Here is a 24,599-nt window from a genome sequence, read left to right as displayed (position 1 = left end):
GTATCTCAGGTCTTGTCTGCCAGGGCCCGCACACGGGCTTCGGGGTCGGCGGGCGTCCATTCGCCGCCGTCGAGCTCGGGCTCGGAATAGGACTGCAGCTGGGCGTAGTGGTGTTCCAGGTCCTCGCGGTAGAACAGCGAGGCCAGGCCCTGGGCCAGCTTGCGCGCGCCGTCGCTGATGGCGGGGATATCACCCGACACCGTGCCGTGCGACAGCGCGGCCGGATAGCAAAAGCAGTGCACATGGTCCAGGCCGGGCAGGGCGCCGGGCGTCTTTTCCTGGAACTCGAACAGCGGGCCCAGGTCGGGCGAGTCCGACAGTTCCTGGTCCTCGGCACCCGTCTCGGGCACGAAGCGGTCGCTCCAGATGCGCACATGGGGCGCCAGGTCGGCGAACTCGGGGCGCTGGCGCCAGTCGATGGCAAAGCCGGTGGAGACGATCAGGAAGTCCAGCGTAAACACGCCGCGCGGCGTGCTCACGCGCAGCTTGTCGCCTGCCTGCTCCACCTTCTGCACGGCGCAGCCCAGGTTGAAGTGGGCGTTGGCGTGGCGCGAGACGCGCAGCGTGCTGCCGTGCGGCGGTGGCACCTGCTGCACGTTGATGTAGTGGCGTATGCGCCATTTCCAGGCGTCGGGCAGCAGGAACTGGCCGTGCGTGAGGCCGGGCGTGCCCGAGCCCTTGGATTTGTTGATGCGCGGCAGGTCGCTGCGGCGCACCAGCAGGTCCACGCTGGCGGCGCCGTTCTCCAGCGCGGTGGCCGCGCTGTCCATGGCCGACGAGCCCGCGCCCACCACGCCCACGTGCAGGCCTGCCAGGCGGCTGTAGTCGAGCACGTCGGAGGAGTGCGCCCAGCGGCTGCGGTCCACACCCTGCATGAAGGCGGGGATCTGCGGGCCGCCCAGGCCGTCGCGGCCCGTGGCCAGCACCACGCGGCGTGCCAGCCAGGTGCGCGAGGCGCCATCGGCCGTCACATCGACCTCGACCGTGCCGTCGGCCTGCGGGCGGATGGCCGTGACCTGGTGGCCGTTGCGCACGTCGCAGCGCATCACGCGGCGGTACCAGCGCAGGTAGTCCATCCACTGCAGGCGCGGGATCTTGTCCAGCGCGACCCAGGCTTCGCGGCCCCATTGGGCGATGAACCAGGCGCGGAAGGTCAGCGAGGGCAGGCCCAGCGCAGGGCCGGTCAGCTCCTTGGGCGAGCGCAGGGTTTCCATGCGCGCCGTCGTGGCCCAGGGGCCTTCGAAGTCCAGCGGGGCCTTGTCCAGCAAAACGGCCGCGATGCCCAGCTGGGACAGCGCGGCCGACAGGGCCAGGCCGGCCTGGCCGGCGCCGATGACCAGGACATCGTGCACGGGCTGGCCGTCGCGGGTGGAGGGAGGAATCCAGGCCTTGGCAGGCCAGCCCAGGGCGACGAGGTCGTCGCGCAGGCGTTCTTCAAGGGCAGCCAGGCCCGCAGGGGCCGGGGCTGCCGGTTCGGTCAGGGACATAGACTCACCAGGAACTCACGAGGAAAGGCGCGCCAGCGGGGCAGGGCCTGCGGGCGCGCGCGGCATCAATCGATGCTGATTTTCGCGTCTTTGACCACCTGTGCCCACTTCAGGCGGTCGTTGTGCACGGTTTTCTTGAACTGCTCGGGCGTCTCGATGCGGATGGCGTTGCCCTGGGACTCGAAGCGCGCACGCACCTCGGGCAGCTCCAGCACCTCGCGCACGGCCTGGCCGAGCTTGGCCACGATGGCCGGGTCCGTGCCCTTGGGCGCGAAGATGCCGAACCAGATCGAGCTGTCGAAGCCCTTGGTGCCCGTCAGGCCGCTGGAGGCGATGGTGGGCACTTCCTTGATCACTTCCACGGGCTTGGCCGTGGTCACGCCCAGCAGGCGCACCTTGCCGCTCTTGTAGTGCGGCAGCACGGTCTGGACCTGGTTCATGATGCAGCAGGTCTCGCCGCGCAGCACCGAGGTGATGGCCTCGGGGCCGCCCTTGTAGGGCACGTGGACCATGTTCAGGCCCAGGCGCGCATTGAACTCGGCAAAGGCCATGTGCGTGCCCGCGCCGTTGCCCGTGGAGGCGTAGTTGTACTTGCCGGGGTTGGCCTTGATCTCGTCCACGAACTCCTTGAGGTTCTTGACGTTGATCACGTTGGGATTGATGGTCAGCACGTTGGACACATCGATCAGCGGCGCCACCGGCACGAAGTCGGTTTCCACGTCAAACGGCAGCTTCTTGTAAAGCGCCGCATTGCTGCCGTGCGTAGCCGCCGTGCCGAAGGCCAGCGTGTAGCCGTCCGGCTTGGCGCGCGCCACGATCTCGCTGGCGATGTTGCCGGCCGCACCCGACTTGTAGTCAATGATCAGGGGCTGGCCCAGGCGCTGGGACAGCGGCTCCTGCACGCCGCGCGCGATCACGTCCACGCCCGAGCCTGCCGGGAAGCCCAGGATCATGGTCACGGGCTGGTGCGGCCACGAAGCCGCCGAATCGGCTGCCACCGCTGCGGTGGAGCCGAGGACGGCCAGGGCCGCGGCGGCGGCGGGAATCCAGGAGCGGAAAAGCGAGGGGCGCATGGTGTGCAGGGAAATCCGGTGAATCAATTCCCATATTTTCCTGAGAACTTAATGAGCCACTTTTATATGCATATGTTGGTATGAAGCCAGTGTGGGCATGGCCGCAGCGCTCAGCAAAAAGCCCGCCGATGGGGCGGGCTTCATGCCGGGCGCAAGCGCCCCTCAATGGCGGTAGGGGTTGTTGGGGCGGCGGTCATGGCGGTCCGGCACGCCGTCGCGGTCACGGTCCCAGCGGCCGGGTGCGTAGCCCCAGCGGCCACCGTGCTGCGACCACACGGGCTGGCGGTACACATAGCCGGGGCGCGCCTTGACCCAGTGGCCGGCCACCCAGGCATGGCGGTGGCCCTGCGGGCGCCAGTAGCCCGGCGCCCACACATAGCCGCGGCGCGGTGCCGGAACGGCCTCGTAGCGCATGGGGGGCGGCGCGCCGAACTGCACAGAGATGGCGGCACCCGGCGCCGCGTAGGTCACGTTGGCCTGGGCCTGCGCGGTCCCGGCCCATCCGGCCAGGGCCACGGTCGCGGCGATCAGCGGTGTGCGAAGGGAAATCATGGCGGCTCCTTGTCCTTGGTTCATCGGGCTGGAGTCCCTGTGACGGGAATCCATGACTGCATGGTGCGAGTGCTGCGTCAAGCCCGGGTTGCCGCGACGCGAAGTCTTGCAATCTTGTGTATCGCCTTGGTGAAGCCTTGTTGCCAGGCGCTGCAGCGCAGGCTGCCGTCCTGCAGCCGCCGTCAGACAGTGCCTCTTCTCAGGGCCGTGAACGCCGTGAATTCCCAGCTGCGCATGGCCAGCACCAGGGTGTAGCCCTCGCGCTGGCCCGGCGGCAGGCGCTGGTCCTGCAGGTGCTGCTGGGAAAAATCATGGGCCAGCCGCTGTATGCGTTCCACGAAGCTGGGCGCCAGATGCCGGCCGATGGAGCCGTGCACCATCAGCATGCCCTCGCCCGGCTGGTCGAAGCCGCCGCCGAAATAGTCGAGCACGGCGTTCTCGCGGAAGTACTCCATCACCGGCCCGCGCGCGCGCCAGCGGAAGGTCTTGGCCAGGCGCAGCCGGTAGCGGTTGCCGGGGCGCAGCTCGATGATGCCGATGCGGTCCAGCTGGGCCAGGTAGCGGATGCCTTCGGCCTCGGTCATGCGGTAGGTGGCCACGATCTGCTCCAGCGTCCACTGGCTGAGCACGCAGATGGCCATCAGCAGCAGCTTGCGGTCGGCGACCACGGCGTTCTCCTGCTCGGGCGTCATCTCCTGCAGCAGCGGCTGGCTGTCGGCCACGCGGCGTGCCAGGTCGGCGAAGTCCAGGCTCAGCGCGCGGCAGATGGCATCGATGCGCGACAGCGGCATGTCGCCCTTGGCCAGCATGCGCTTGACGCTGGACTCGGCCATGCCCAGGGCGCGCGCCAGGTCGGCATAGGTCATCTGGGCGGCCTTGAGTTCCTTCTTGAGGGCGATGACGAGGTCGGCAGTGGTGCTCATGGGTAGCGATTATCGATACCCGAGGTGCTGGTTTGCGCGGCGGGTGCAGAAAAACGATGCTGGAAGGGCCGATGGCTCGCCACACTCCGCGACACTTTCCACGAGGAGCAACACATGCCATCCACATTGATTTCACCGGCCGCCGCCCTGCGCGCGCTGTACTGGGGCGCCGCCTTGCTGCTGCTGGCCGCCTTGATTGGCCCTGCAGTGCCGCAGCCCCAGGACTTTCACGCGTTTGCCGACCAGCGCGCCTGGGGGCCGCTGCCCCATGCGCTGGATGTGCTCAGCAACCTGGGCTTTGCCTGGGCTGCCGTGACGGGGGCGCGCCTGCTGCTGGACCGGCGTAGCCAGGCGCTGGCGCCGGCCCTGCGCTGGCTGGCCGCGCTGTTCTTCACGGGGCTGGCGTGTTCGGCCATAGGTTCGTCCGTCTACCACTGGGCCCCCCACGATGCCACCCTGGCCGGCGACCGGCTGGGCATGTCCATGGCCTTTGCCGGCATGCTGGGGCTGGCGCTGCAATCGCGCATTGCCGACCGCGTGGCCGTGCGCGCCGCGGTGTCCATGCTGGTCGCCGCCGTGGCCTCGGTGCTGGTCTGGCTGCATGGCGGCAACCTGCTGCCCTGGGCGCTGGTGCAGGGCGGCGGCATGCTGGCGGTGCTGGGCCTGGCCTGCGTGGCGCCGCGCCATGGCGCGCTGGCGCTGCGCCTGGGCGTGGTGATCGCCTGGTATGGCGCGGCCAAGCTGCTGGAGTGGGGCGATGCGGCCGTCTTCGAGGCCACAGCCGGGCTGGTGTCCGGCCACAGCCTCAAGCATGTGGTGGCGGCCGCCGCCGCCCTGCCCGTGATCACCGCGCTGCGTGCGGCCGGCACGGCGCGCATGGCCAGTACGGGCACAATGTGCGCCGATGCGTGCGGCCACGGCGGCGCCACCAACCGTTGAGGGAAGACAAGATGTTCCAGCAAGAGACCGGCAGCCCGTCTGCCCCCACCGCAACGGCCGGCGCCGTGCCATCGGCCGCGCACGAGCACCCCAACCAGTTCGCCCTGCTGGGCCAGCGGCGCTTTGCGCCGTTCTTCTGGACGCAGTTTTCCGGGGCGGCCAACGACAACCTGTTCAAGTTCGCGCTCACCGTGATGGTGACCTACCAGCTCAGCGTCTCCTGGCTGCCTTCGGCCATGGCGGGGCTGGTGATCGGGGCGCTGTTCATCCTGCCGTTCCTGCTGTTCTCGGCCACCTCAGGCCAGCTGACGGACAAGTGGGACAAGACGCGCATGTTCCGCCTGGTCAAGAACCTGGAGATCGCCATCATGGCGCTGGCCGCCTGGGGCTTCATCCAGGCCAATGTGCCCTTGCTGCTGGGCTGCGTCTTCCTGATGGGCCTGCACTCCACGCTGTTCGGCCCCGTGAAGTTCGCCTACCTGCCCCAGGTGCTCAGCGAGCGCGAGCTGACGGGCGGCAACGGCATGGTGGAGATGGGCACCTTCGTGGCCATCTTGCTGGGCAACGTGGCCGGCGGCCTGCTGGTGGCCGTGCCCGAGGTGGGCCATCTGCAGGTGGCCGTGGCCTGCCTGGCGCTGGCGGTGATCGGGCGGATCTTTGCGCAGTTCATCCCCAATGCGCCGGCCACCGATCCGCACCTGGTCATCAACTGGAACCCCTTCACCGAAACCTGGCGCAACCTGCAGCTGGCCCGCGAGCAGCCCGCCGTGTTCCGCTCGCTGCTGGGCATCAGCTGGATGTGGTTCTTCGGCGCCGTGTTCCTCGCCCAGTTCCCCAGCTTTGCCAAGGAGGTGCTCCATGGCGACGAGCATGTGGCCTCGCTGCTGCTGGTGGTGTTCTCGGTGGGCATCGGCACGGGATCGCTGCTGTGCGAGGTGTTCAGCCGCCGCCATGTGGAGATCGGCCTGGTGCCGCTGGGCGCCATCGGCATGAGCGTGTTCGCCGTGGACCTGTTCTTTGCCTCGCGCGCACTGCCGGCCTCCGAGCTGATGGGCGTGGGTGCCTTCTTTGCCCAGCCCGCGCACTGGCGCGTGATGGCCGACCTGGGCATGCTGGCCCTGTCGGCCGGCATCTACAGCGTGCCCATGTACGCGCTGATCCAGATGCGCAGCCAGCCCACGCACCGCGCGCGCATCATCGCGGCCAACAACATCCTCAACGCGCTGTTCATGATCGCCTCCAGCGTGCTGGCCGGCGCGCTGCTGGCCGCAGGTTTCAGCATTCCCCAGGTGTTCCTGATCACGGGCATTGCCAATGCCGTGGTGGCGGCCTACATCTTCTTGCTGGTGCCCGAGTACCTGCTGCGCTTCGTGGCCTGGGTGGTCTCGCGCTTCGTGTACCGCTTCAAGGTGCAGGGCGACGAGCACATCCCGGCCACCGGCGCGGCCATCCTGGCCTGCAACCATGTGAGCTTTGTCGATGCCGTGCTGCTCATGGCCGCCAGCCCCCGGCCCATCTACTTCCTGATGGACCACCGCATCTTCCGCGTGCCCCTGCTGGGCTGGCTGTTCCGCCTGGCCAAGGCCATCCCCGTCGCGCCCCAGAAGGAAGATCCCGCCACCTACGAGGCTGCGTTCGAGCGCGCCGCCCAGGTGCTGCGCGAGGGCGACCTGCTGGCCATCTTCCCCGAGGGCGGCATCACGCGCGACGGGCAGCTGCAGGAGTTCCGTGGCGGCATCATGAAGATCGTCGAGCGCGCCCAGGCCGATGCCCTGCAGGTGCCCGTGGTCCCCATGGCGCTGACCAATCTCTGGGGCTCGTACTTCAGCCGCATCGAGCAGGGCGGCGCCATGGTGCGGCCCTTCCGCCGTGGCCTGTTCAACCGTGTGGGCCTGAACGTGGGCCAGCCCATGGCCCAGACCGAGGTGCAGCCCGCGCTGCTGCGCGAGCGCGTGCAGCGGCTGCTGGCGGCCTAAGAGGGGTTCTGTTCCTCCACCGTGAAGCTCAGGCCGGCATTGGCCTTGAGCCTGGCGATGAGCGCGTCGCCCATGGCAGGCGCCGTGGTCCAGATGCCGCCGGGCGTGTCCGGGGCGTCCTGCAGCAGGCAGACGGCGGCCTCGGTAATCATCTTGGACGTGGAGCCGTAGCCCGGATCGCGGTCGCCCTTGACGCCCACGCGCAGGCTGTGGCCGGCCGTGTCGGTGCCGATGAACAGCACGTCGTAGAAGCCCGATTCACGCTCTTCGCGCGATGGCCCCTCGCCAGGCTTGGGGCCGTCGTCCGCGCCCAGCGACTTGTCGGCCGCCACGGCGTTGGCCAGGGCCTCGCCCTTTTCGCCCGCGCCTGTGACCATCATCTCGTCGTAGACAAAGTCGGCGCCATAGGCATGGCCCAGCAGAAAGTTGGAGCGGTGCACGTTGCGCGTGTTGATGGCCGCCATCACGAAGGGCGCCACCCACAGGCCCAGCACCTCGTCCACCATGGGTTTGCTGCCCGAGGGCTGGCGCGGGCCCTCGAAGCCCGGCGTGAGCGAGAACGGATTGCGCAGCAGATCCAGCACGCCCGGCTGGGCGGCGGCCGCCGCCATGGTGGCCTTGAGGCTGGCGGCCGTGCCGCCCGAGAAGGTGCCCTTCATCTTGCGCACCCGGCCCCGCACGCGCTGGGCGGGCTGGCCGAAGCGGGCCTGCATCTCTCGCTGCAGCATGAACACGCCCAGGTCGAAGGGAATGGAATCGAAGCCGCAGGAGAACACGATGCGCGCGCCGCTGGCCCGGGCTGCGGCCTCGTGGGCATCGATCATCTGGCGCATCCACGCTGGCTCGCCGCACAGGTCCACATAGTCCACGCCGGCGCGGGCGCAGGCGGCCACGAGTTCGTTGCCGTAGAGCTGGTAGGGGCCCACCGTGGTCAGCACCAGGCGGGCCTGCTCCATCAGCGCCTGCAGGCTTGCGGGATTGCCGGTGTCGGTCACCACCAGCGGGGTATCGGCGGGCGCGCCCAGCTCGTCGCGCACGGCCGCGAGCTTGGCGGCATTGCGCCCGCCCATGGCCCAGCGCAGGCCGCTGCCTGCGGGGTAGCGCCTGAGCAGGTACTCCACCACCAGCCGGCCCGTGAAGCCGGTGGCGCCGTGGACGACGAGGTCAAAGGGTTTGGTCATGGGAGATCTCCATCAATCAGCGTGGCGAACGTGCGATTGCCCGCTGCACTGCAGCCGGGGTGGGCGCATTGTCTGTGGCGCGCCGCAGGGTTCCTGTCGCCCAGGTGCCGTGCCCGATGTCCTGTGTGCTGGTGTCACATGCAGGAACTTTTTGGGGTGTAAACAACAGTCAAAAACTTGAAAAGTACCGTTTGAAGATACTCGATGGCCTGTGTCTGGCCACTGTTACGGTTGAATGCAGACACGCAAGTTACGTCTGGGCACCATGCGTCCCGTGTTCAACCAATGCCCTTGAGGGGCACCTCGGCAAATGTCCTCTTCTCCCATCGTCGTTCAGCGTGATACCCGGGCCTGGCAACTGCAGGTGTGGGTGTCGTTCGGCATTGCGGTCTCGCTGTGCGCCATCGGCCTGGCATGGCTGCCCGGCGAGCAGCTGGAGCAGGCCTTCATGGTGATGGGCTATGTGTTCTGCCTCTCGGCCGCCTTCGTGCTGGCCAAGTTCGTGCGGGACAACGAGGGCGGCCGCAGCGGCGCAGGCGACACGCCCATGTGGAGGCTGGTGGTCTGGGGCGGCTTTGCCGTGTCCATGGCGCTGACCGGCTGGGGGCTGGTGAGCATGGACATCAACGTGACCTACAAGGCCTTCCTGGGCGTGAGCTGGCTCTATCTCATCACCACCGCCTTCACGCTGGCCAAGATGCTGCGTGACCGCCACGAGGCCGACCTGGCGCAGGCCCGCATGCATGGCCGCCGCGAGGCCGCGCAACCGGCCGACGCCGAGTGATGTCCACCCCTTCCCCGCATTTCCAGGAGTCCAAGCAATGATGGTCAACCAATCCGTTTTCGCGCGCCTGCCGCGTGCCCTGCTGGCCGCTGGTGCGCTGTGCGCAGCCCTGGCCATGGCGCCAGCCCATGCGCAAAGCGAGGCCTCGGTGGCGCTGTCCATGCTGCCCGTGGCCTCCGTGGTGGGCACGGCTTCGGTGGCTTCGGCGGCCGCTGGCGCCGTGGTGGCCGTGCCTGCCGCTTTGTCGGTGGGCGGCGCGGTGCTGACCGTGAAGGCAGTGCAGGCCTCGGCCACGGGCACGGTCTACCTGCTGGAGCGTGCCTCCGACGGCGCCCAGGCCAGCGTGGAAGTGGTGGGGCGGGGCGCCTCCGCCTCGGCTTACGCCGTGGGCACGGTGCTGACCTGCAGCGTGATCGGCACGGGCGTCATCATCTCGGCGGCCGGCAAGGTGCTGGCCTTCATCCCCAACGAGATGGGCAAGGCCCTGCTGCACAACGAACGCCTGTGATGCCCGCCATGAAACCGCCGCTTTCTCCTTCCCCTGCAGCCCGTGCCGCCTGCCTGGGTCTGCTGCTGGCCGCCGCGCTGGGCACGGCCCATGCAGGGCGCAGCTGCGAGGACAAGCCCCTCACGCCCCAGTCCCTGCAAAAGGGGCTGGACCTTGCCCAGCGCACCTCGCAGGCGCTGGATGCCGAGTACGCGAAGAACGGCACCCGTGTCGTGCTGCTGGCGCGCGTGGGCCAGGACCTGAGCAAGTACGACCTGCACTACTCGCACTACGGCTGGGCCTACAGGACCCCCGAAGGCCCCTGGCGCGTGGCGCACAAGCTCAACGAATGCGGCACGGCCGGCGGCCATGTCTACCGCCAGGGCCTGGGCGAGTTCTTTCTGGACGACCTGTGGCGCTACGAGGCCGGCGTTCAGGTGCCCACGCCCGCCGTGCAGCAGGCGCTGTGGACCTTTCTGACCCAGCCCCAGACCGTGCTGCGCCTGCAGCACGAGCCCTACAGCATGGTCAGCTATGCCTGGGGCCAGCGCTACCAGCAGTCCAACCAGTGGGCCACCGAAACCCTGGCCGCCGCCATGGAGCCGGCCACCGTGCAGCGGCGCCAGCAGGCCCAGGCCTGGCTGCAGTTCAAGGGCTACGAGCCGGGCGTGCTGGTCATCCGCGCGCTGTCGCGGCTGGGCGGGCGCGTGACGGCCGCCAACATCGCCTTCGACGACCATCCCAACGACAAGCGCTATGCCAGCCGCATAGAGACCGTGACCGTGGAGTCGGTGACGCAGTGGCTGCAGCGCAGCCAGCTGGCGGGTCCGGTGCGCGTGCTGCCCTGAGCCGGACCGGCTCTTCCTCCGCCTGCGGTCTTCCTCGGCCGCAGGCCACTGAAACAGGAGTTTCCCCATGAGCAAGGCCTTGCGTCTGCCCGAGAAATGGTTCCGCCGAGGCCTGTGGCTGGTGGCGGTGGTGTTCGCGTCCTTCCTCATCGGCCTGGGCGGGCTGGTGGTGGGGGATCTGCCCCAGGTCGAGTCGCCGCGCACGGTGGAGGATTTCATCGCGCCCGCTGCGGCCGAGCCCGTCAAGGCCGAGATCAAGGCCGCCGATGCCGATCACGACAAGGCGGAGACGGCGCTGGAGAATGCGCGCCTCAAGTACCAGGCCACGCAGGCGCGCTACCGCTCGGCGCGCGAGACCTTCGACAACTGGGTGGCCACGCGCCGCGCCACGGCCCGGCCCGAGCAGGACAGCGAGCTGCTGTCACGCACCCAGGCGCTGGATGCCATCAAGCAGGAAGAGAACACGGCGCGCGCCTCCGTGGAGCGGCTGCAGGACGCTAGCCTGCAGGCACGCCAGCGCCTGGACGCGGCCAACCGCCAATGGGACGATCTGCGCGACGGTGCCATGGAATCCTGGCGCACGGAGATGCGCGCCGTCGAGCTGCGTGTCTTTCTCTACCGCCTGGCGCTGACCCTGCCGCTGCTGCTGGCGGCCGGCTGGCTGTTCGCCAAACAGCGCAAGAGCACCTGGTGGCCCTTCGTCTGGGGATTCATCTTCTTTGCGCTGTTCGCTTTCTTCGTTGAACTTGTGCCGTACCTGCCCGACTACGGCGGCTACGTGCGCTATGTGGTCGGTATCGTGGTGACGGTGCTGCTGGGGCGCGCGGCCATCCTGGGCCTGAACCGCTATCTTGAAAGGCAAAAGCAGCAGGAATCGCTGCCGGAGACGCAGCGGCGCCAGGAACTGGGCTACGACGTGGCCCTGGCCCGCCTGGCCAAGGGCGTGTGCCCGGGCTGCGAGCGCCCCGTGGATCTGAAGGACGGCGCCATCGACTTCTGTCCCCACTGCGGCATCGGCCTGTTCGACCGCTGCGGCAGCTGCAGCACCCGCAAGAGCGCCTTTGTACGCTTTTGCCACAGCTGCGGCGCCCAGGCCGATGGCCACAGCAGAAAGGCGGGCGCGGTGCTGCCCCGGGCGCAGGAGCCCGGGCCGGCGCCAGGCTGAGCCGGCCTGGCCGTCAGGGGCTCCAAGCCCCTTGAAGCTGCACGGGGTTGTGGTACACCATGGCTTGCGCGCTCGGCCGGGGCGCAGATGTCTTCAGCGAGGATGCCATGTCACGCCAGCTGCCGTATCCCCCACAACACACGCCAGCGCAACCCGCCCACCCACCGGCCGGCGGGTCCGCCCATGTCCTTCCCCTTGCGGCCTGGGCCGTGGGGGCGGCCCTTCTGGCAGGTCATGTGCTGGCGGGCCCTTCTTCATGGAAAGCATGGGCGGCCTACGCCGCGCTGTCGTCATTGGCCGGCATGGCCTGGATCTGGCGCTGCCATGCAGCCGGCTTGCCGCTGACCCGGACGCTGCGCGGCCATGGCTGGATACAGGCCACGATGGCCTTGCTGCTGGCGGCATGGCAGCCGACCCTGGCCTGGGCTTGTGCCCTGCTGTGGCTGGCGGCCGTCGCCTGGCTGCCCTGGGATGGCGAGCGCGAGCAGGCGCTGCATCTGCCCACGGGCCAGGTGGTGGTGCTGTGCGCCATGCTGGCCATGCTCTGCGCCGTGGTGGTGGCCAGGCCCATGCCGCAGATGGCGCCGGGCCCGGTCGCCGTGCGCATCCTGTGGCTGGCCAGCGTGCTGCTGCCGCTGGCCGTGCATGCGCTGGCGCTGTGGCAGGCGCTGAGCCGCATGCAGCGCCAGTACACCGAGGAGCTGGCGCAGCTGTCGAGCTATTGCGGCCAACTGGCCGACGATGTGCAGCAGTTGCAAAAACGCGTGGGCTCGCTGCAATTGCCCACGGGGCGCGACACACTCACCGGCGTGGCCAATTACGCGCGATTGATGGATGTCGTCGATGGCCTGCGCGAACGCCATGCCCGCAAGCCCGAGCCGTTTTGCGTGGTGCTGCTGGAGCTGGACCCGTGGGTGGAGCGCGTGGGTGTTCACCAGGCCTACAAGGGCCCCTCGCTGCAGGACCGCGTGCTGCTCATGCTCAGCGGCCTGCTGGTCACGCATCTGCGCACCGTGGACGGCATAGGCCGCTACCGCGACGACACCTTCATGCTGGTGATGCCCGATACCGCCTCGGTCCAGGCCGTCTGGGCACTGCAGCGCGTGCGCGAGGGTGTGCGCCAGCAGCGCTGGAGCGAAACGCCCATCCCCGATCCCGACAAGGACCCGCTGACCCTGACCCTGGCCGTGGCGGAGTTCCAGGCGGGCGAGACCTCGGAGCGGCTGGTGCAGCGGGCCGAGGCAGCCCTGTTGCATGGCCGCGCCTGCGGGCGCAACCAGATCGTGGTGGCCGAGGATGTGCGGCCGCCGCGCGCGTCCTAGACGCACAGCCTGCGATAGGGCCTGTTCATCCCCTGCGGGGGAGCGCGCTCCTCGGGATTTCCCGGATGCGGTCACAATGGGCGCCCATCGGGGCCGCCGGCCCGCCGCGCTTCATTGCATGCCCGTGCTTTCCTCCATTTCCCGGAATCTTCCCGACCGCCTCCTTTGGGGGCCGAAGCCGGCGTCACCGCTGGTGGACGAGGCGCTGCACCTGGAGCGCTGGAAACGCCGCACCTGGCAGCTGCACATCTCCGTGCTGCTCAGCCATCTCTATGCGCTGCTGCTGTTCCTGGGCCATGCATGGGCCGGCTACGCGCCCTGGCCCGTGGTGCTGGGCTATGGACTGTGGGTGGCGGCCGGCATGGGCTTCATCACCTGGGCCTATGCCAGCGACTGGTGCCACAAGCTGCGCGATCCGGGCATGTTCCTCACGCACCAGCTGGTGTCCATCATCGGCGTGCTGGGCATGGTCATGGCGGCACCCGCGCTGGCGTTCCAGTCGATGGTGATGCTGATCGCCTTCAGCGCCGACGGTTTTCTCGCGCGCAGCCGCACCAGCTTCTGGCTGACGTGGATAGGCACCCTCGTTGCCGTGGCCGCCATCATCTGCTGGCGGGGTCCGCTGATGCGCATGACCACGGACACGGCTGCGGGCCAGCTGCTGGCCTTCGGCGTGGTGCTGGGAGCCGTGGTGCGCTGCAGCGTGCAGGCGACCTTCTTTCGCAGCATGCAGTACCGGCTGGGCATCGCCAATGACAAGCTGGCCGCTGCGCTGGCGCAGATCGAGGCCTTGCTGCGCCATGACGACCTGACCGGCGTCAGCAATCGGCGCGGCGTGATGGAGCGGCTGCACGAAGTGCGCACCGCCGCCCAGGAGCGTGGCGAGGTGCTGTGCGTGGCGTTGCTGGACATAGATCACTTCAAGCGCATCAACGACAGCTTTGGCCATGAAGGCGGCGATCGCGTGTTGCGCGCTTTCGGCGCGCTGCTGAAGTCGCAGCTGCGCAGTACAGATGGCGTGGGCCGCTATGGCGGCGAGGAATTCCTGCTGGTGCTGCCGGACACCGGCCTTGCCCAGGCCGGCGAATTGCTGGAGCGCCTGCGCCTGCGCATTGCCGAGGCTCCGTGGACGCACACCCTGGGCGAGGGCGCCCGCGTCACCTGCACGCTGGGCGCAGCGCAGTACCGCACGGGCGAATCGGTGGAGGCCACCATCGCGCGCGCCGATGCGGCGCTGTACCGAGGCAAGGCCCAGGGCCGCAACTGCACGGTGCTGGAGCCGCAACAGGCCCCGCAGGCCTTGAGCGGCGCCCCGGCCCCCCGGACTGATGCCGGAATGCCTGACCGCTTGTGAGTGCAGCTCACGACGAGTGACAGAAAACATCGTTATTCATGCGCACCGATCGTCCATAGCATCGGCATCCATGCTCGGAATGGACAAGGGTGCAAATATGAACCAATGGTTCGCTGAAATCGCCGGCAACGGGCCCGAGGGCGCTGGCATCGTGGTGTCTGCGCAAGGCTGGGATAGGCGTCTGCAGTCCGGCCCCCGCCAGTTGCAGGCCGGCCCACTCCGCGCCGAACTGGCCGACGGCGGCCTGCGCAATGTCCGCTATGGCGGCGTCGACATCCTGCGCTCCATGGCCTTTGTGGCGCGCGACGGACAAGGTGACCGCTGTGTGCATGGCGCGGGCGAACTGAGCCTGCGCGAGCGGGCCGGCCGCTTCGAGGCCTTCTACGAAACGGTGGTGGACTGCGAGGAGCTGAGCCTGGCCTGGCGCGTGCGCATCGTGGGTTCGGCGCGCGGACTGAGCTTCACGTGCTGGGCGCGTGCCCAGGGGGATGTCGACGGCGGCCTGCAGCGAGGCCTGCGCGCCGGGCGGGCGGGCCTGGAACTGGTGTATCCGCTCAAGGTCCTGGCTGGCCGGCCCGTGCATGTCCAGCATGTCGATGGCAGCGCCGAAACCACCGTGCTGCCCGAGCCCGATGCGCTGCAGCGCCTGTCGCAGCTGTCTGGCATCGCCCATGAGCCTGCACCGGGCCTGCAGGTGGATTGCCGCCTGGAAGGCGCCGAGTTCGAGATGCTGGGCCAGCGCTGTGGCGGCAAGGCTTTTTTCCGGCTGCAGCCGCGCGCGTTGTCTCCTTCGCCCTCCTACCCGTTGACCCGGGGCCGGACCCTGGTGCAGATGGCCGGCCTCTCGTTTGTCTCGCCCGGCGCCCTGCAGTAGCACCGCAAGCAGCGCCGGGCCTGGCCTGGCCTGGCCGGGTCAGCCTGTGCCTTGCAGGCGGGCGGCCTGCACGGTGGCCTCCAGCAGCTTTCTCTCCCTTTGCAGGTGGGCGGTGAACTGGGCTTGCTCCATGACCATGGGCTTGAAGCCGGCCTCGGCCAGCTTGCGCACCAAGTCCGGCTCGGCCAGCACGGCGGCGGTCTCCCGGGCCAGGCGCTCTGCAATGCGGGCATCGGTGCGGGCTGGCAGCAGCAGGCCTTGCCAGGCTTCGACATCGAACGCCTGCCAGACCGCCGTGTCCGACAGGCTGGGTGTCTGCGGCAAGGTGGCGGCCCGCTGGCGCGATGTCACCCCCAGGCCGCGCAGCTTGCCCTCGCGCACGAAGGACTGGACCAGGGCCACGGGCAGCACGGCCAGGTCGATCTGCCCGCCTGCCAGCTCGGTCAGCGCCGGCGGGCCGGATTTGTAGGGCACATGCGTCCATGACAGGCCGGCCTGCTGCTGGAGCATTTCGGCCGTCAGGTGCAGGCTGGTGCCCACGCCGTCGGTGCCCACGGTCAACCGGCCCGGTTGCTGGCGTGACAGCTGCACCAGCTCGGCCGCCGTGGCGGCCGGCAGGTCGGGGCGGCCTGCCAGCACGAAGGCCGAAGAGGCCACGGGCGCCACGGGCAGCAGCTCCCTGAGGCCGTCATAGCGAAAGCGTTCTGGCGAGACCAGCGGCGCGATCAGCACGCAGCTGGCCACGCCAAACAGCACGGTGTGCCCGTCGGGCCGGGCCTTGATGACACGCTGGGTGGCGATGGTGCCCGAGGCGCCCACCGTGTTCTCTATGATCACGGGCTGGTGCAGCCGCTCGGCCAGCCTCGGCATGACCAGGCGTGCGGCCACGTCCACGCTGCCGCCTGGCGAGAAGGGCACCACCACGGTCAGCGGCTGGCTGGGCCAGGCGTCGGCCCCAGCCGTGGAGGCGCGGGCTGCCGGCGAAAGCCAGGGCGCGCCCAGCATCCAGGCCGCCAGTTGCCTGCGGTTGAGGCTCATGCCAGCCTCCCGGCAGCGCCCAGCCAGGGCAGCTGGTCTGCGTGGTAGCGCCAGGTCTGGAACACGCTGTTGAGCCGGCCGGGGCCGGTGCGGCGCGCTGCGGCATCGGGATACTCGGCGAACCAGGGCAGGATGTATTCCCAGACCACTTCCCCCGCAGGCGTGACCTCGAAGAGCCGGCCCGTGGCCGATTCGGTGATGTGGGTGTTGCCGTTCCACAGGCGCTGGGCATTGCCCATGAAGGCGGTGTAGAAGGCGTTGACCATCTCGTCCTGGTAGCTCCAGACCAAGCGGTGGTCGGCCGGATCGATCTCCACCACGCGCGAGAAGGCCACGTGGGCGCCTTCGCGGAAGTTGCCGTTGTCGAAGGCCAGGATGTGGCCGTTGGCCAGCGCCACGGGCGCATGCTGGTGCGAGACCACGGAAGGCGGAATGTGCAGCGTCACCGCGCCGCTGGCCTTGTCCACGGCGATGATGCCGGAGGTGGTGCGCAGGCTCATGAGCACGCTGCCGTCGGCCCTCACGCCCAGGCCGTTGACCAGCGGCCAGTGGTATCGGCCAAAGCCCGGGTGGATGGGGAAATCCTCGGGCTCCAGGTGCTCCCAGGCCTTCCACTCCCAGACCAGGCGGCCGCTGCGGTCCACCTCGCGGATCACGTCGCCGTACATCACCTCGCCGGTTCCGTGCGCGGTGCCGCCGGGCACGCGTTCGGCAAAGCCCGCAGGCACGGGCGCGCAGGCGGCATAGAGCAGGTGGCCGTTGGGCAGCCATTGCGCGTCATGGTGGTGGTCCGGGTCCTCGTGGCGCCAGACGATCTCGCCCTGCGGCGTGGCCTCGTAGAAATCGCCACCGTGCCACATGGACCACGGCGCATAGCGGTCGGGCGAGCGGGGATGGTTGCCGTTGTAGCCCAGGTTGCCGTTGGGCAGGATCACGGCATGGCGGCCCGCGCGCACGGGCAGTTTCCATTCATGGGCCACGCGGCCCTCGATGTCCACCAGGTAGACATGGCCGTCGGCCGTCTGCGGCGCGATCAGGGTGTAGCCGCCGGCCGAGAGGGCGGGGTCGTGGGCGATGAGTCCGACGCCGCGGCGGCGCTGGGTGACTTGGTCTACGGTGCTTGCCATGGGCTGCTTTCAAAGGAGGGCGGGGAATGAGCGCCACTGTAGGCAGTCGCAAGCGTCAGGAATAGCTGTTTGTTTTGGATGAGGTGTCAGATAAAAATTTACACTCTGCGCCATGCCCGCAATCTCCCAGGCCTTTCGCTGTTTTGACGAGGTGGCGCGCCGTGGCTCGGTGCGCAAGGCCGCCGTCACGCTGCACCTGACGGCGGCGGCCGTGAACCAGCAGATCCTCAACCTGGAGGCCCAGGTCGGCGTGCCTCTGTTCGACCGCCTGCCGCGCGGCATGCAGCTGACAACCGCCGGGGAGCTGATGCTGGCGGCCGTGCGGCGCAGCCAGCGTGACTTCGACAACGCGCTGGCCCAGGTGGAGGACCTGCGCGCCCTGCGCCGGGGCCATGTGCGCGTGGGCGTGTCGCATGCCACGGCCGAGTACCTGCTGCCGCTGGTGATCTCCAGCCTGCATGCACGCTATCCGGGCATCACCTTCAGCGTGCGTTCGGGCACGGGCGAGGAGCTGCTGCGCGGCGTTGCGCAGGGCGAGATCGATGTGGCCTATTGCCTGCGCCGCCCGCCGCCGCCCGGCGTGCAGGAGGTGCGGGCCTGGCCCCAGCCGCTGGGCGCGGTGATGGCCCCCGGCCATCCGCTGGCCACCGAGCCGCGCCTGCTGCGCCTGCGCGATTGCGTGGCCCATCCGCTGATCCTGATGGCGCCGGGCATGGAGCTGCGCAGCATGCTGGAGCAGATGGACAGCGCAGCCCTGCACCAGCAGCGGCCGCTGGTGGAGACCAGCTCCGTGCCCATGGTGCGGCGCCTGGTGGCCGGCAGCACGGCCCTGGGATTTCTGGTGCCCGACAACGTGGCCGAGGATGTGGCGGCCGGCCGCCTGCTCTGGCGGCCCCTGCACGATGCAGGAGCACAGCTGCCAAGCTGTCTGTACCAGCGCATCGGCTACACCAGGGCGGCCGCCATGCGCCTGTTTCTGGACGAGCTGGAGCGCGTGGCCGACGAGATGCGCGCCGGCTTCGAGACCGGCGTGTCCTGGTCGCTCAAGGATATGGCGACCTGAGCGACCCTGACCACCTGAGTGACCTGAACGATCGGCTGCGGGGCGTCAGACGCCCCGGGCGCGCTCGGCCTTGAAGCGTGCGCGCATTTCAGTGAAGTTGCCCGCCTCCAGCGCATTGCGCACTTCCTGCATCAGGTTCAGGTAGTAGTGCAGGTTGTGGATGGTGGTGAGCATGGGGCCCAGCATCTCGCCGCAGCGGTCCAGATGGTGCAGGTAGGCGCGCGAGAAGCCGTCGCGTCCGCCTTGCTCCCAGCTCACGCCGCTGGCACCGGCGCAGGCGTGGCAGGTGCAGCTGGGGTCCAGCGGCTGGTGGTCGGTCTTGTGGCGGGCATTGCGGATCTTCAGGTCGCCATAGCGCGTGAAGATGGTGCCGTTGCGCGCATTGCGCGTGGGCATGACGCAGTCGAACATGTCCACGCCGTCGGCCACGCCCTGCACCAGGTCCTCGGGCGTGCCCACGCCCATCAGGTAGCGCGGCTTGTGGGCCGGCAGGCGGTGCGGCGTGTGGGCCATGATGGCCAGCATCTCGTCCTTGGGCTCGCCCACCGAGACGCCGCCCACGGCGTAGCCGGGGAAGTCCATCTCGACCAGGGCCTGCAGCGATTCCTCGCGCAGGTTCTCGTACATGCCGCCCTGCACGATACCGAACAGCGCGTTGGGGTTGCCCAGGCGCTGGAATTCGTCGCTGGAGCGCTTGGCCCAGCGGCGGCTCATCTCCATGCTCTTGCGTGCCTCGGCCTCGGTGGTCTTGTGGCCGTTGGTCTCGTAGGGCGTGCATTCGTCCAGCTGCATGACGATGTCCGAGTTCAGGATCGTCTGGATCTGCATGCTGACTTCGGGCGACATGAACAGCTTGTCGCCATTGACCGGGCTGGCGAAGTGCACGCCTTCCTCGGTGATCTTGCGCATGGCGCCCAGGCTCCAGACCTGAAAGCCCCCCGAGTCGGTGAGGATGGGCTTGTCCCACTTCTCGAAGCCGTGCAGGCCGCCGAAGCTCTGCATGATGTCCAGCCCCGGGCGCATCCACAGGTGGAAGGTGTTGCCCAGGATGATCTGCGCGCCCATCTCCTGCAGGCTGCGCGGCATCACGCCCTTGACGGTGCCATAGGTGCCCACGGGCATGAAGATGGGTGTCTGCACCACGCCGTGGTTGAGCGTGAGCTGGCCGCGGCGCGCGTGGCTGGAGGGATCGGTCTTGAGCAGGTCGAATTGCAGCATAGCCCTCCATTGTCCCAGATGGCCGCATGCGCGTGTCGGACGCGCCGCGACTGTCCCCGGAGCCCGTCCGGCTTAGCCGGCCCGCGTCTACACTGGGGTGGTTGCGATTCGCCAGCTACAAAAAAGGAGGTCTGCATGCTGAAGATCATGATTGCCGTCGACGGGTCCGAGCCCTCGCTGGATGCCGTGCACCACGCCATCTCCCTGGTGCGCCAGGGCCTTCAGGCGCATTTCGTGCTGGCCCATGTGCAGCAGGAGGCCTCGCTGTTCGAGCTGGCCACGCAGGACTCGGACATGATCGCCGCCGCCAGCGTGGACGCCGGTATGCACCTGGTGGCGCCGGCCGTGGCCCTGGTGCGGGCTGCCGGCATTTCCTACGAGGTGGAGATCGGCCTGGGCGAGCCCGCCGCCGCGCTGGCCGACATTGCCGAGAGCACGGGCTGCGAGCAGATCATCATCGGCGCGCTGGGCCAGGGCGGCCTGCGGCGCGTGCTGATCGGCTCGGTCTCGCGCGAGGTGGCGCGCAACAGCCGGCTGCCGGTGACCATCGTCAAGCATGCCGAGCCGCGCGATGAAGATGAGGAGCAGGACCTGAGTCCCGAGTGAGGCCGCGCCGGGCAGGCGCGCGGGCCTTCAGGCAGCCCGCCGCTGCTGGCCCTGATGGCTCTGGTGCCGGCCTGCATGGGCGCCGTAAGCTCCGTAGGCGCCGTGGGCACCATGAGCGTGCGAATGCGCGTGGGGCTGCAGCTTGCCGTGCGGCAGGCTGGCCAGGCGCTGGAACATGCGGCGGCAGTAGCCGCGTATGCCCAGGCATTTGTTGATCTCATCCACCGGCAGGGGCCCGGAGACCACGACGATGCTGTCGGCCTGGTCCCAGTCGCCGGCCGCGCGCAGCCGCCGGCGCGTGCACAGCGCCCAGGCATGGATGCGCGTGGGCGAGCCATGCTCATGGACCTGGCCCGTGACCAGGTCGAAGGCAATGGCCACCAGCTCGGTCCTGAGCCGGCAGCGGCGCTCGCCCGTGATGGCACTGGGCGTCTCGCGCATGTCGTACAGGCAGTAACTGCCGGCCTTGAGCTGGTATTGCAAATCCATGGCGGACCTCCGCGGTTCGTTCTGGGGCGGGTTCCGGGCCTGCCTGCAAAGGCCCGGGGCATCGGCGCATTCTGACGCATGGCCCCGGCCGCTGGCAATGCAGCCAGCGGGGCGGGGCTTCCCCGCGAAGGGCAAGCGGCAAAGCGTGCCCGCGAGGGCCGGCCTTCTAGAAGTCCAGAAGGCTGAAGCCCACGCTGAGCACGGTGCGCTTGTAGTTGTAATCGATCAGGCTGTCACCGTATCCGCTGAAAAGCTGGACATGCAGGCGCAAATTGCTCTTGCCACCGTTCCATCCTTCGCCTAGGGTGCGCAGCCATTCGACGCGGCCGGAGCCGCGGCCCTGGCCCAGCGAGCCGCGCGCAGTGAAGCCCAGATAGTTCTGCGCATTGACGTTCCAGCCCAGTTTCACCTCGCCCCGGCCTATGTAGTCCTGGATGCGCGGGTTGTCGTCGTGCTCGGCGCTTTCGCGGATGCGCTGCCAGGCTTTGGCGTGCAGCTGCCAGCGGTTGTCCAGCTCGAAGCCGGTCATCAGATACCAGCGGTTCCAGCTGCGCGACAGCGGATCGCTCTGGCCGTTGGACTGGTGCACCAGTCCCACGCCGCTGTAGCGCCAGCGCCAGCCGAAGGGCAGCCGGGCATCGGTGGGGTAGACGTAGAAGATCTCGGGCTCGTGGTCCGTGTTGCGGAAGGGCCGCGAGATGGCGGGGCTGAACAGCTGCCAGTACGACTGCTGGGTGTAGCCGACCCACAGCGAGTCCTTGCCCGCCGAGGTGCTGCCGGTCAGCAGGCCCTGGGCGACCTTGGTGCGCACGGACAGCTGCACGCGCATTTCCTCGGTCTTGTAGGGCTGCGACTGTGCAGGGTCCTTGCCGGGCGTGGTGGGCTGCCGGTTGACATGGTCGGCCGTCACCACGGACACGGACATGGGCCGGTAGCCGCGGAAGCTGAAGGTGCCGCAGTCGCTGCCCGGTTCCAGCTCGTAGTAGCGCGACAGCTCGCTGTAGCGCGGGTCGCGGCAGCCGCCATTGGTGGGGGTGGTGGGCAGCGCCAGGCCCTGGCCGCTGTCGGCCGTCACCACGGGGGCGGGCGTGGGCAGGGCGCCAGGATCGGCTGCGGCGCTGGCGGCCGGAGCACTCCAGCCGGTGGCTGGCGGCGCGGTCAGCGGTTGCTGCTGCTGTGCCCAGGTGTCGAAGCAGGCCAGGCGAGACTGGTTGTCCGTGGTGGCGGCGCACTGGCGCCAGGCGTCCTCGGACAGGGGGCGGGGCGCGGTCTGCGCCTGGGCGCCGAGCCAGGGCGTGGCGCCCAGGCCCATGGCCAGGGCCCACTGCAGGGGTGTCGGCGTGCGGCTTGGGCGCTTGCGGCGATCCAGGTGTGGAGGATTCGTCATGGCAGGGGTCCGGTGATGGAAGGAGCGAAGAGTAAGGGGTAATGAGTGAAGAGGCAGCAGGGGGCTCGTGTGCAGGCTCGGGGGCCGGTCAGGGCGCGAGCTTGCGCAGCACGAAGGGCCGGGGCGCGGCATCCTCGCCTTCGAGGTAGTTGCCGCGGATCTCGCGGGCGCAGCTGCCTTCGACGACATCGCCCAGCCAGGTGGCGGTGATGCGCTTGCCGTCGGCGCTTTCTTCCAGCGTGATGTGGTCATCGGCCACGTCGCCGACCATGGGCCGGGTGTCTGCGCCGCGCGCGATCGTGCCCTTGACGTTGCCCTTCCACTGGGGGTGCGGCCCCAGCTGCAGGCGCACGGGCCGGGCCTGGCCTTCGACCGTGCCGGTCCACTCGCCCTGCAGCTGGCTGTCCTTCATTTCCTCGCCCTCGGGGCATGAGAGAGGGGACTGTGCGGAGGTTGTGCGGGCGGCCTTGGGTGCGGCCTTGGCCTGGGCGGTGGACTGTGGGGTGGCCTGGGCAGTGGGCTGCAAGGCGGTGCTGGAGCAGGCGGCGGTCACGGCCACCAGCGCCAGGCTGAGAACGGGGCGGTAAAAACGCATGCGGTGTCTTTCGGGGAATCAGGAGTCGGCGGGCGTGGACTGCTGCGCCTTGAGCGCGAACTCGGCGCGCAGCTGGCGCAGCTTCTCGCGCGGGTCCTCGCGCGAGGTGGCGGCGTCCAGGCCCATTTCCTTGATGAAGCGGCTGGGCAGGGTGGAGACCATCTCGCGGCCCTTCTTGCGGCGCTTGGTCCAGCTCACGGCCAGCGATCGCCGGGCGCGCGTGATGCCCACGTACATGAGGCGGCGCTCTTCCTGCAGGCGCTGGGCGGTCTCGTCGCTGACCTTTTGCTGGCGGCCATCGTCGTCGTCGAGCTTGAAGGGCAGCATGCCCTCGGTCACGCCGACCAGCATCACATGCGGCCACTCCAGGCCCTTGGAGGCGTGCAGCGTGGACAGGATGACCATGTCCTGCTCCTTCTCGCGCTCGCTGATGGTGGACAGCAGGGCGATGTTGCGCGCCACCTCCAGCAGGCTCTTGACCTCGGTGTGCGTGGTCGTTCCCGCCGCATCCTCGATCTGGCCGCCGGCGCGCTGGGCCATCCAGTCGCAGAACTCCAGCACGTTGCTCCATCGCGCGGCGGCCACCGATTCGCTGTCCTCGCTGTCGTAGAGGTACTGCTCGTAGCCGATCTCCTTGAGCCAGTCGAGCATGAAGCCGCGCGACTGCTCGGCGCCCAGCGTGTGGCGGGCGCGGTATTCGAGGTCGTTGATGTAGCGGCCGAACTCCAGCAGGCTGTCATGCGCCTTCTTGGGCAGGGCCGCTTCCAGCATGTGCGCGAACAGGGCGCCGAACATGCTGAGCTTGTGCTGCGAGGAAAACTCGCCCAGCTTGCCCAGCGTGGTGTGGCCTATGCCGCGCTTGGGTGTGCCGATGGCGCGCAGGAAGGCGGGGTCGTCGTCGTTGTTGATCCACAGCCGGAACCAGGCGCACAGGTCCTTGATCTCGGCGCGGTCGAAGAAGCTGGTGCCGCCCGAGACCTTGTAGGGAATGTTGGCCTTGCGCAAGGCCTTCTCGAAGGGCTTGGCCTGGTGGTTGGCGCGGTAGAGGATGGCGAAATCCTTCCAGTCCGGCGGCGGGTTGCTGGCCGCGCGCAGGCTCTGGATGCGGGCCACGGCGCGCTCGGCCTCGTGCTCCTCGGTGTCGCAGTCCACGATGCGCACGGGCTCGCCTTCGCCCAGCTCCGAGAACAGCGTCTTCGGATAGAGCTTGGGGTTGGGCTGGATCACGTTGTTGGCCGCACGCAGGATGGCCGAGGTGGAGCGGTAGTTCTGCTCCAGCTTGATCACCTTGAGCTGCGGGAACTCCACCGGCAGCTTCTTGAGGTTGTCCAGCGTGGCGCCGCGCCAGCCGTAGATGCTCTGGTCGTCGTCGCCCACGGCCGTGAAGTGGGCCCGGCTGCCCACCAGCAGCTTGAGCAGCTCGTACTGCGTGGCGTTGGTGTCCTGGTATTCGTCTACCAGCACATGGCCCAGCAGGCGCTGCCATTTCTCGCGCACCTCGGCGTGGTTCTTGAGCAGGCGCATGGGCATGCCGATCAGGTCGTCGAAGTCCACGCTCTGGTAGGCGGTCAGGCGCTCTTCGTAGCGCTGCATGATCAGCGCCGTGCTGCGTTCGTTGTCGTCCTGGGCCATGGCCAGGGCCTTGCGGCTGTCCCAGCCGGCGTTCTTCCAGTTGCTGATGGTCCATTGCCACTGGCGCGCCGTGGCCAGGTCGGTGGTGCCGCCCGAGCAGTCCTTGAGGATGCCCGTCACGTCGTCGGCATCCAGGATGCTGAACTGGGGCTTGAGGCCCAGCACATGGCCGTCCTCGCGCACCATGCGCACGCCCAGGGCGTGGAAGGTGCAGACCAGCACATCCTTGGCCTGTCGGCCGATGAGGCCGGCCGCGCGCTCGCGCATTTCGGCCGCTGCCTTGTTGGTGAAGGTGATGGCAGCGATGCGCCGTGGCGCCATGCCCGTCTCGATCAGGCGTCCGATCTTGTGCGTGATCACGCGTGTCTTGCCCGAGCCCGCGCCGGCCAGGACCAGGCAGGGGCCTTCGGTGTAGTGGACGGCCTGGAGCTGGGCCAGATTGAGTCCTGCGGACATGGGTGCGTTGCGCGGGGAAAGGC

Annotated in this window: 23 protein-coding genes; 11 read left to right on the top strand and 12 right to left on the bottom strand. The window is 68.8% G+C overall.

From position 1 onward, the window contains the following. Positions 1-5: 5 nt before the first annotated feature. The 4 genes from PO605_RS21550 to PO605_RS21535 all read right to left on the bottom strand — a co-directional run bounded on the left by PO605_RS21550 (position 6) and on the right by PO605_RS21535 (position 4,035). A complete protein-coding gene (locus PO605_RS21550; RefSeq protein ID WP_047474341.1) occupies positions 6-1,487 on the bottom strand; it encodes a SidA/IucD/PvdA family monooxygenase in 1,482 nt (493 codons plus the stop codon). Positions 1,488-1,552: 65 nt separating this feature from the next. Next, positions 1,553-2,560 carry a Bug family tripartite tricarboxylate transporter substrate binding protein gene (locus PO605_RS21545; RefSeq protein WP_047474342.1) on the bottom strand — a complete coding sequence of 336 codons (1,008 nt, stop codon included), beginning with the start codon at positions 2,558-2,560 and terminating at the stop codon, positions 1,553-1,555. A 162-nt stretch (positions 2,561-2,722) separates the two neighbouring features. After that, complete coding sequence (locus PO605_RS21540; protein WP_016450353.1) at positions 2,723-3,112, bottom strand: YXWGXW repeat-containing protein; 390 nt, start codon at positions 3,110-3,112, stop codon at positions 2,723-2,725. Positions 3,113-3,294: 182 nt separating this feature from the next. Next, complete coding sequence (locus PO605_RS21535; protein WP_012202467.1) at positions 3,295-4,035, bottom strand: helix-turn-helix domain-containing protein; 741 nt, start codon at positions 4,033-4,035, stop codon at positions 3,295-3,297. 114 nt (positions 4,036-4,149) lie between these two features. On the opposite strand from PO605_RS21535, the gene PO605_RS21530 reads away from it, so the two are divergent. Both PO605_RS21530 and PO605_RS21525 read left to right on the top strand, forming a co-directional pair. After that, entirely contained in the window at positions 4,150-4,974 is an 825-nt protein-coding gene (locus PO605_RS21530) for a hypothetical protein (RefSeq protein WP_272206862.1), read from the top strand. An 11-nt stretch (positions 4,975-4,985) separates the two neighbouring features. Then, a complete protein-coding gene (locus tag PO605_RS21525) occupies positions 4,986-6,950 on the top strand; it encodes an MFS transporter (protein ID WP_047474506.1) in 1,965 nt (654 codons plus the stop codon). Here the strand turns inward: PO605_RS21525 and PO605_RS21520 are convergent. Then, on the bottom strand, positions 6,947-8,131 hold the full coding sequence (locus tag PO605_RS21520) for a saccharopine dehydrogenase family protein (protein WP_017406532.1): 1,185 nt from the start codon (positions 8,129-8,131) through the stop codon (positions 6,947-6,949). The two genes, PO605_RS21525 and PO605_RS21520, sit on opposite strands and share 4 nt — an antisense overlap. Positions 8,132-8,441: 310 nt before the next feature. On the opposite strand from PO605_RS21520, the gene PO605_RS21515 reads away from it, so the two are divergent. The 7 genes from PO605_RS21515 to PO605_RS21485 all read left to right on the top strand — a co-directional run bounded on the left by PO605_RS21515 (position 8,442) and on the right by PO605_RS21485 (position 14,965). Next, a complete protein-coding gene (locus PO605_RS21515) occupies positions 8,442-8,915 on the top strand; it encodes a YiaA/YiaB family inner membrane protein (protein ID WP_047474500.1) in 474 nt (157 codons plus the stop codon). A gap of 37 nt (positions 8,916-8,952) precedes the next feature. Next, complete coding sequence (locus PO605_RS21510; protein WP_016454497.1) at positions 8,953-9,423, top strand: hypothetical protein; 471 nt, start codon at positions 8,953-8,955, stop codon at positions 9,421-9,423. 8 nt (positions 9,424-9,431) lie between these two features. Continuing rightward, positions 9,432-10,250, top strand: coding sequence for a DUF2145 domain-containing protein (locus PO605_RS21505; protein WP_026062678.1), 819 nt, complete (start codon positions 9,432-9,434; stop codon positions 10,248-10,250). Positions 10,251-10,317: 67 nt separating this feature from the next. Next, the gene (locus tag PO605_RS21500; RefSeq protein ID WP_047474496.1) at positions 10,318-11,415 is read left to right on the top strand and encodes a zinc ribbon domain-containing protein; all 1,098 of its coding nucleotides are present in this window, start codon (positions 10,318-10,320) and stop codon (positions 11,413-11,415) included. 107 nt (positions 11,416-11,522) lie between these two features. After that, positions 11,523-12,737 carry a GGDEF domain-containing protein gene (locus tag PO605_RS21495; RefSeq protein WP_047474504.1) on the top strand — a complete coding sequence of 405 codons (1,215 nt, stop codon included), beginning with the start codon at positions 11,523-11,525 and terminating at the stop codon, positions 12,735-12,737. Positions 12,738-12,930: 193 nt separating this feature from the next. Beyond that, positions 12,931-14,091: a GGDEF domain-containing protein gene (locus tag PO605_RS21490; protein WP_223275271.1), complete on the top strand. Its 1,161-nt coding sequence runs from the start codon at positions 12,931-12,933 to the stop codon at positions 14,089-14,091. A gap of 97 nt (positions 14,092-14,188) precedes the next feature. After that, positions 14,189-14,965 (top strand): hypothetical protein, encoded by a 777-nt coding sequence (locus tag PO605_RS21485; RefSeq protein WP_231574546.1) that lies wholly within the window; start codon positions 14,189-14,191, stop codon positions 14,963-14,965. A gap of 39 nt (positions 14,966-15,004) precedes the next feature. On the opposite strand, the gene PO605_RS21480 is transcribed toward PO605_RS21485, so the two are convergent. Continuing rightward, the gene (locus PO605_RS21480) at positions 15,005-16,003 is read right to left on the bottom strand and encodes a Bug family tripartite tricarboxylate transporter substrate binding protein (RefSeq protein ID WP_272206861.1); all 999 of its coding nucleotides are present in this window, start codon (positions 16,001-16,003) and stop codon (positions 15,005-15,007) included. Next, positions 16,000-17,130, bottom strand: coding sequence for an aryl-sulfate sulfotransferase (locus tag PO605_RS21475; protein WP_047472665.1), 1,131 nt, complete (start codon positions 17,128-17,130; stop codon positions 16,000-16,002). Before PO605_RS21475 ends, PO605_RS21480 begins: the two co-directional genes overlap by 4 nt. Positions 17,131-17,242: 112 nt before the next feature. Here PO605_RS21475 and PO605_RS21470 point away from each other — a divergent pair, with 112 nt between their 5' ends. Further along, on the top strand, positions 17,243-18,193 hold the full coding sequence (locus tag PO605_RS21470) for a LysR family transcriptional regulator (protein ID WP_272206860.1): 951 nt from the start codon (positions 17,243-17,245) through the stop codon (positions 18,191-18,193). Between the two features lie 45 nt (positions 18,194-18,238). Here PO605_RS21470 and tgt read toward each other — a convergent pair whose 3' ends face one another. After that, a complete protein-coding gene (tgt, locus tag PO605_RS21465; RefSeq protein WP_016450366.1) occupies positions 18,239-19,411 on the bottom strand; it encodes a tRNA guanosine(34) transglycosylase Tgt in 1,173 nt (390 codons plus the stop codon). Positions 19,412-19,546: 135 nt separating this feature from the next. Here tgt and PO605_RS21460 point away from each other — a divergent pair, with 135 nt between their 5' ends. Continuing rightward, a complete protein-coding gene (locus PO605_RS21460; protein WP_016450367.1) occupies positions 19,547-20,017 on the top strand; it encodes a universal stress protein in 471 nt (156 codons plus the stop codon). Between the two features lie 27 nt (positions 20,018-20,044). On the opposite strand, the gene PO605_RS21455 is transcribed toward PO605_RS21460, so the two are convergent. The 4 genes from PO605_RS21455 to PO605_RS21440 all read right to left on the bottom strand — a co-directional run bounded on the left by PO605_RS21455 (position 20,045) and on the right by PO605_RS21440 (position 24,576). Next, on the bottom strand, positions 20,045-20,506 hold the full coding sequence (locus PO605_RS21455) for a hypothetical protein (protein WP_026062676.1): 462 nt from the start codon (positions 20,504-20,506) through the stop codon (positions 20,045-20,047). Positions 20,507-20,672: 166 nt separating this feature from the next. After that, positions 20,673-21,893, bottom strand: coding sequence for a phospholipase A (locus PO605_RS21450; protein WP_016450369.1), 1,221 nt, complete (start codon positions 21,891-21,893; stop codon positions 20,673-20,675). An 88-nt stretch (positions 21,894-21,981) separates the two neighbouring features. After that, positions 21,982-22,488: a hypothetical protein gene (locus tag PO605_RS21445; RefSeq protein WP_047327008.1), complete on the bottom strand. Its 507-nt coding sequence runs from the start codon at positions 22,486-22,488 to the stop codon at positions 21,982-21,984. 18 nt (positions 22,489-22,506) lie between these two features. Next, the gene (locus PO605_RS21440) at positions 22,507-24,576 is read right to left on the bottom strand and encodes an ATP-dependent helicase (protein WP_016450371.1); all 2,070 of its coding nucleotides are present in this window, start codon (positions 24,574-24,576) and stop codon (positions 22,507-22,509) included. Between the last annotated feature and the right edge of the window lie 23 nt (positions 24,577-24,599).

This window comes from Delftia sp. DT-2 (assembly GCF_028401915.1).
Lineage (GTDB): Bacteria > Pseudomonadota > Gammaproteobacteria > Burkholderiales > Burkholderiaceae_C > Comamonas > Comamonas tsuruhatensis.
The sequence above is the reverse complement of the archived record's forward strand: the minus strand, read 5'-3'. Positions and strand labels throughout refer to the sequence as shown.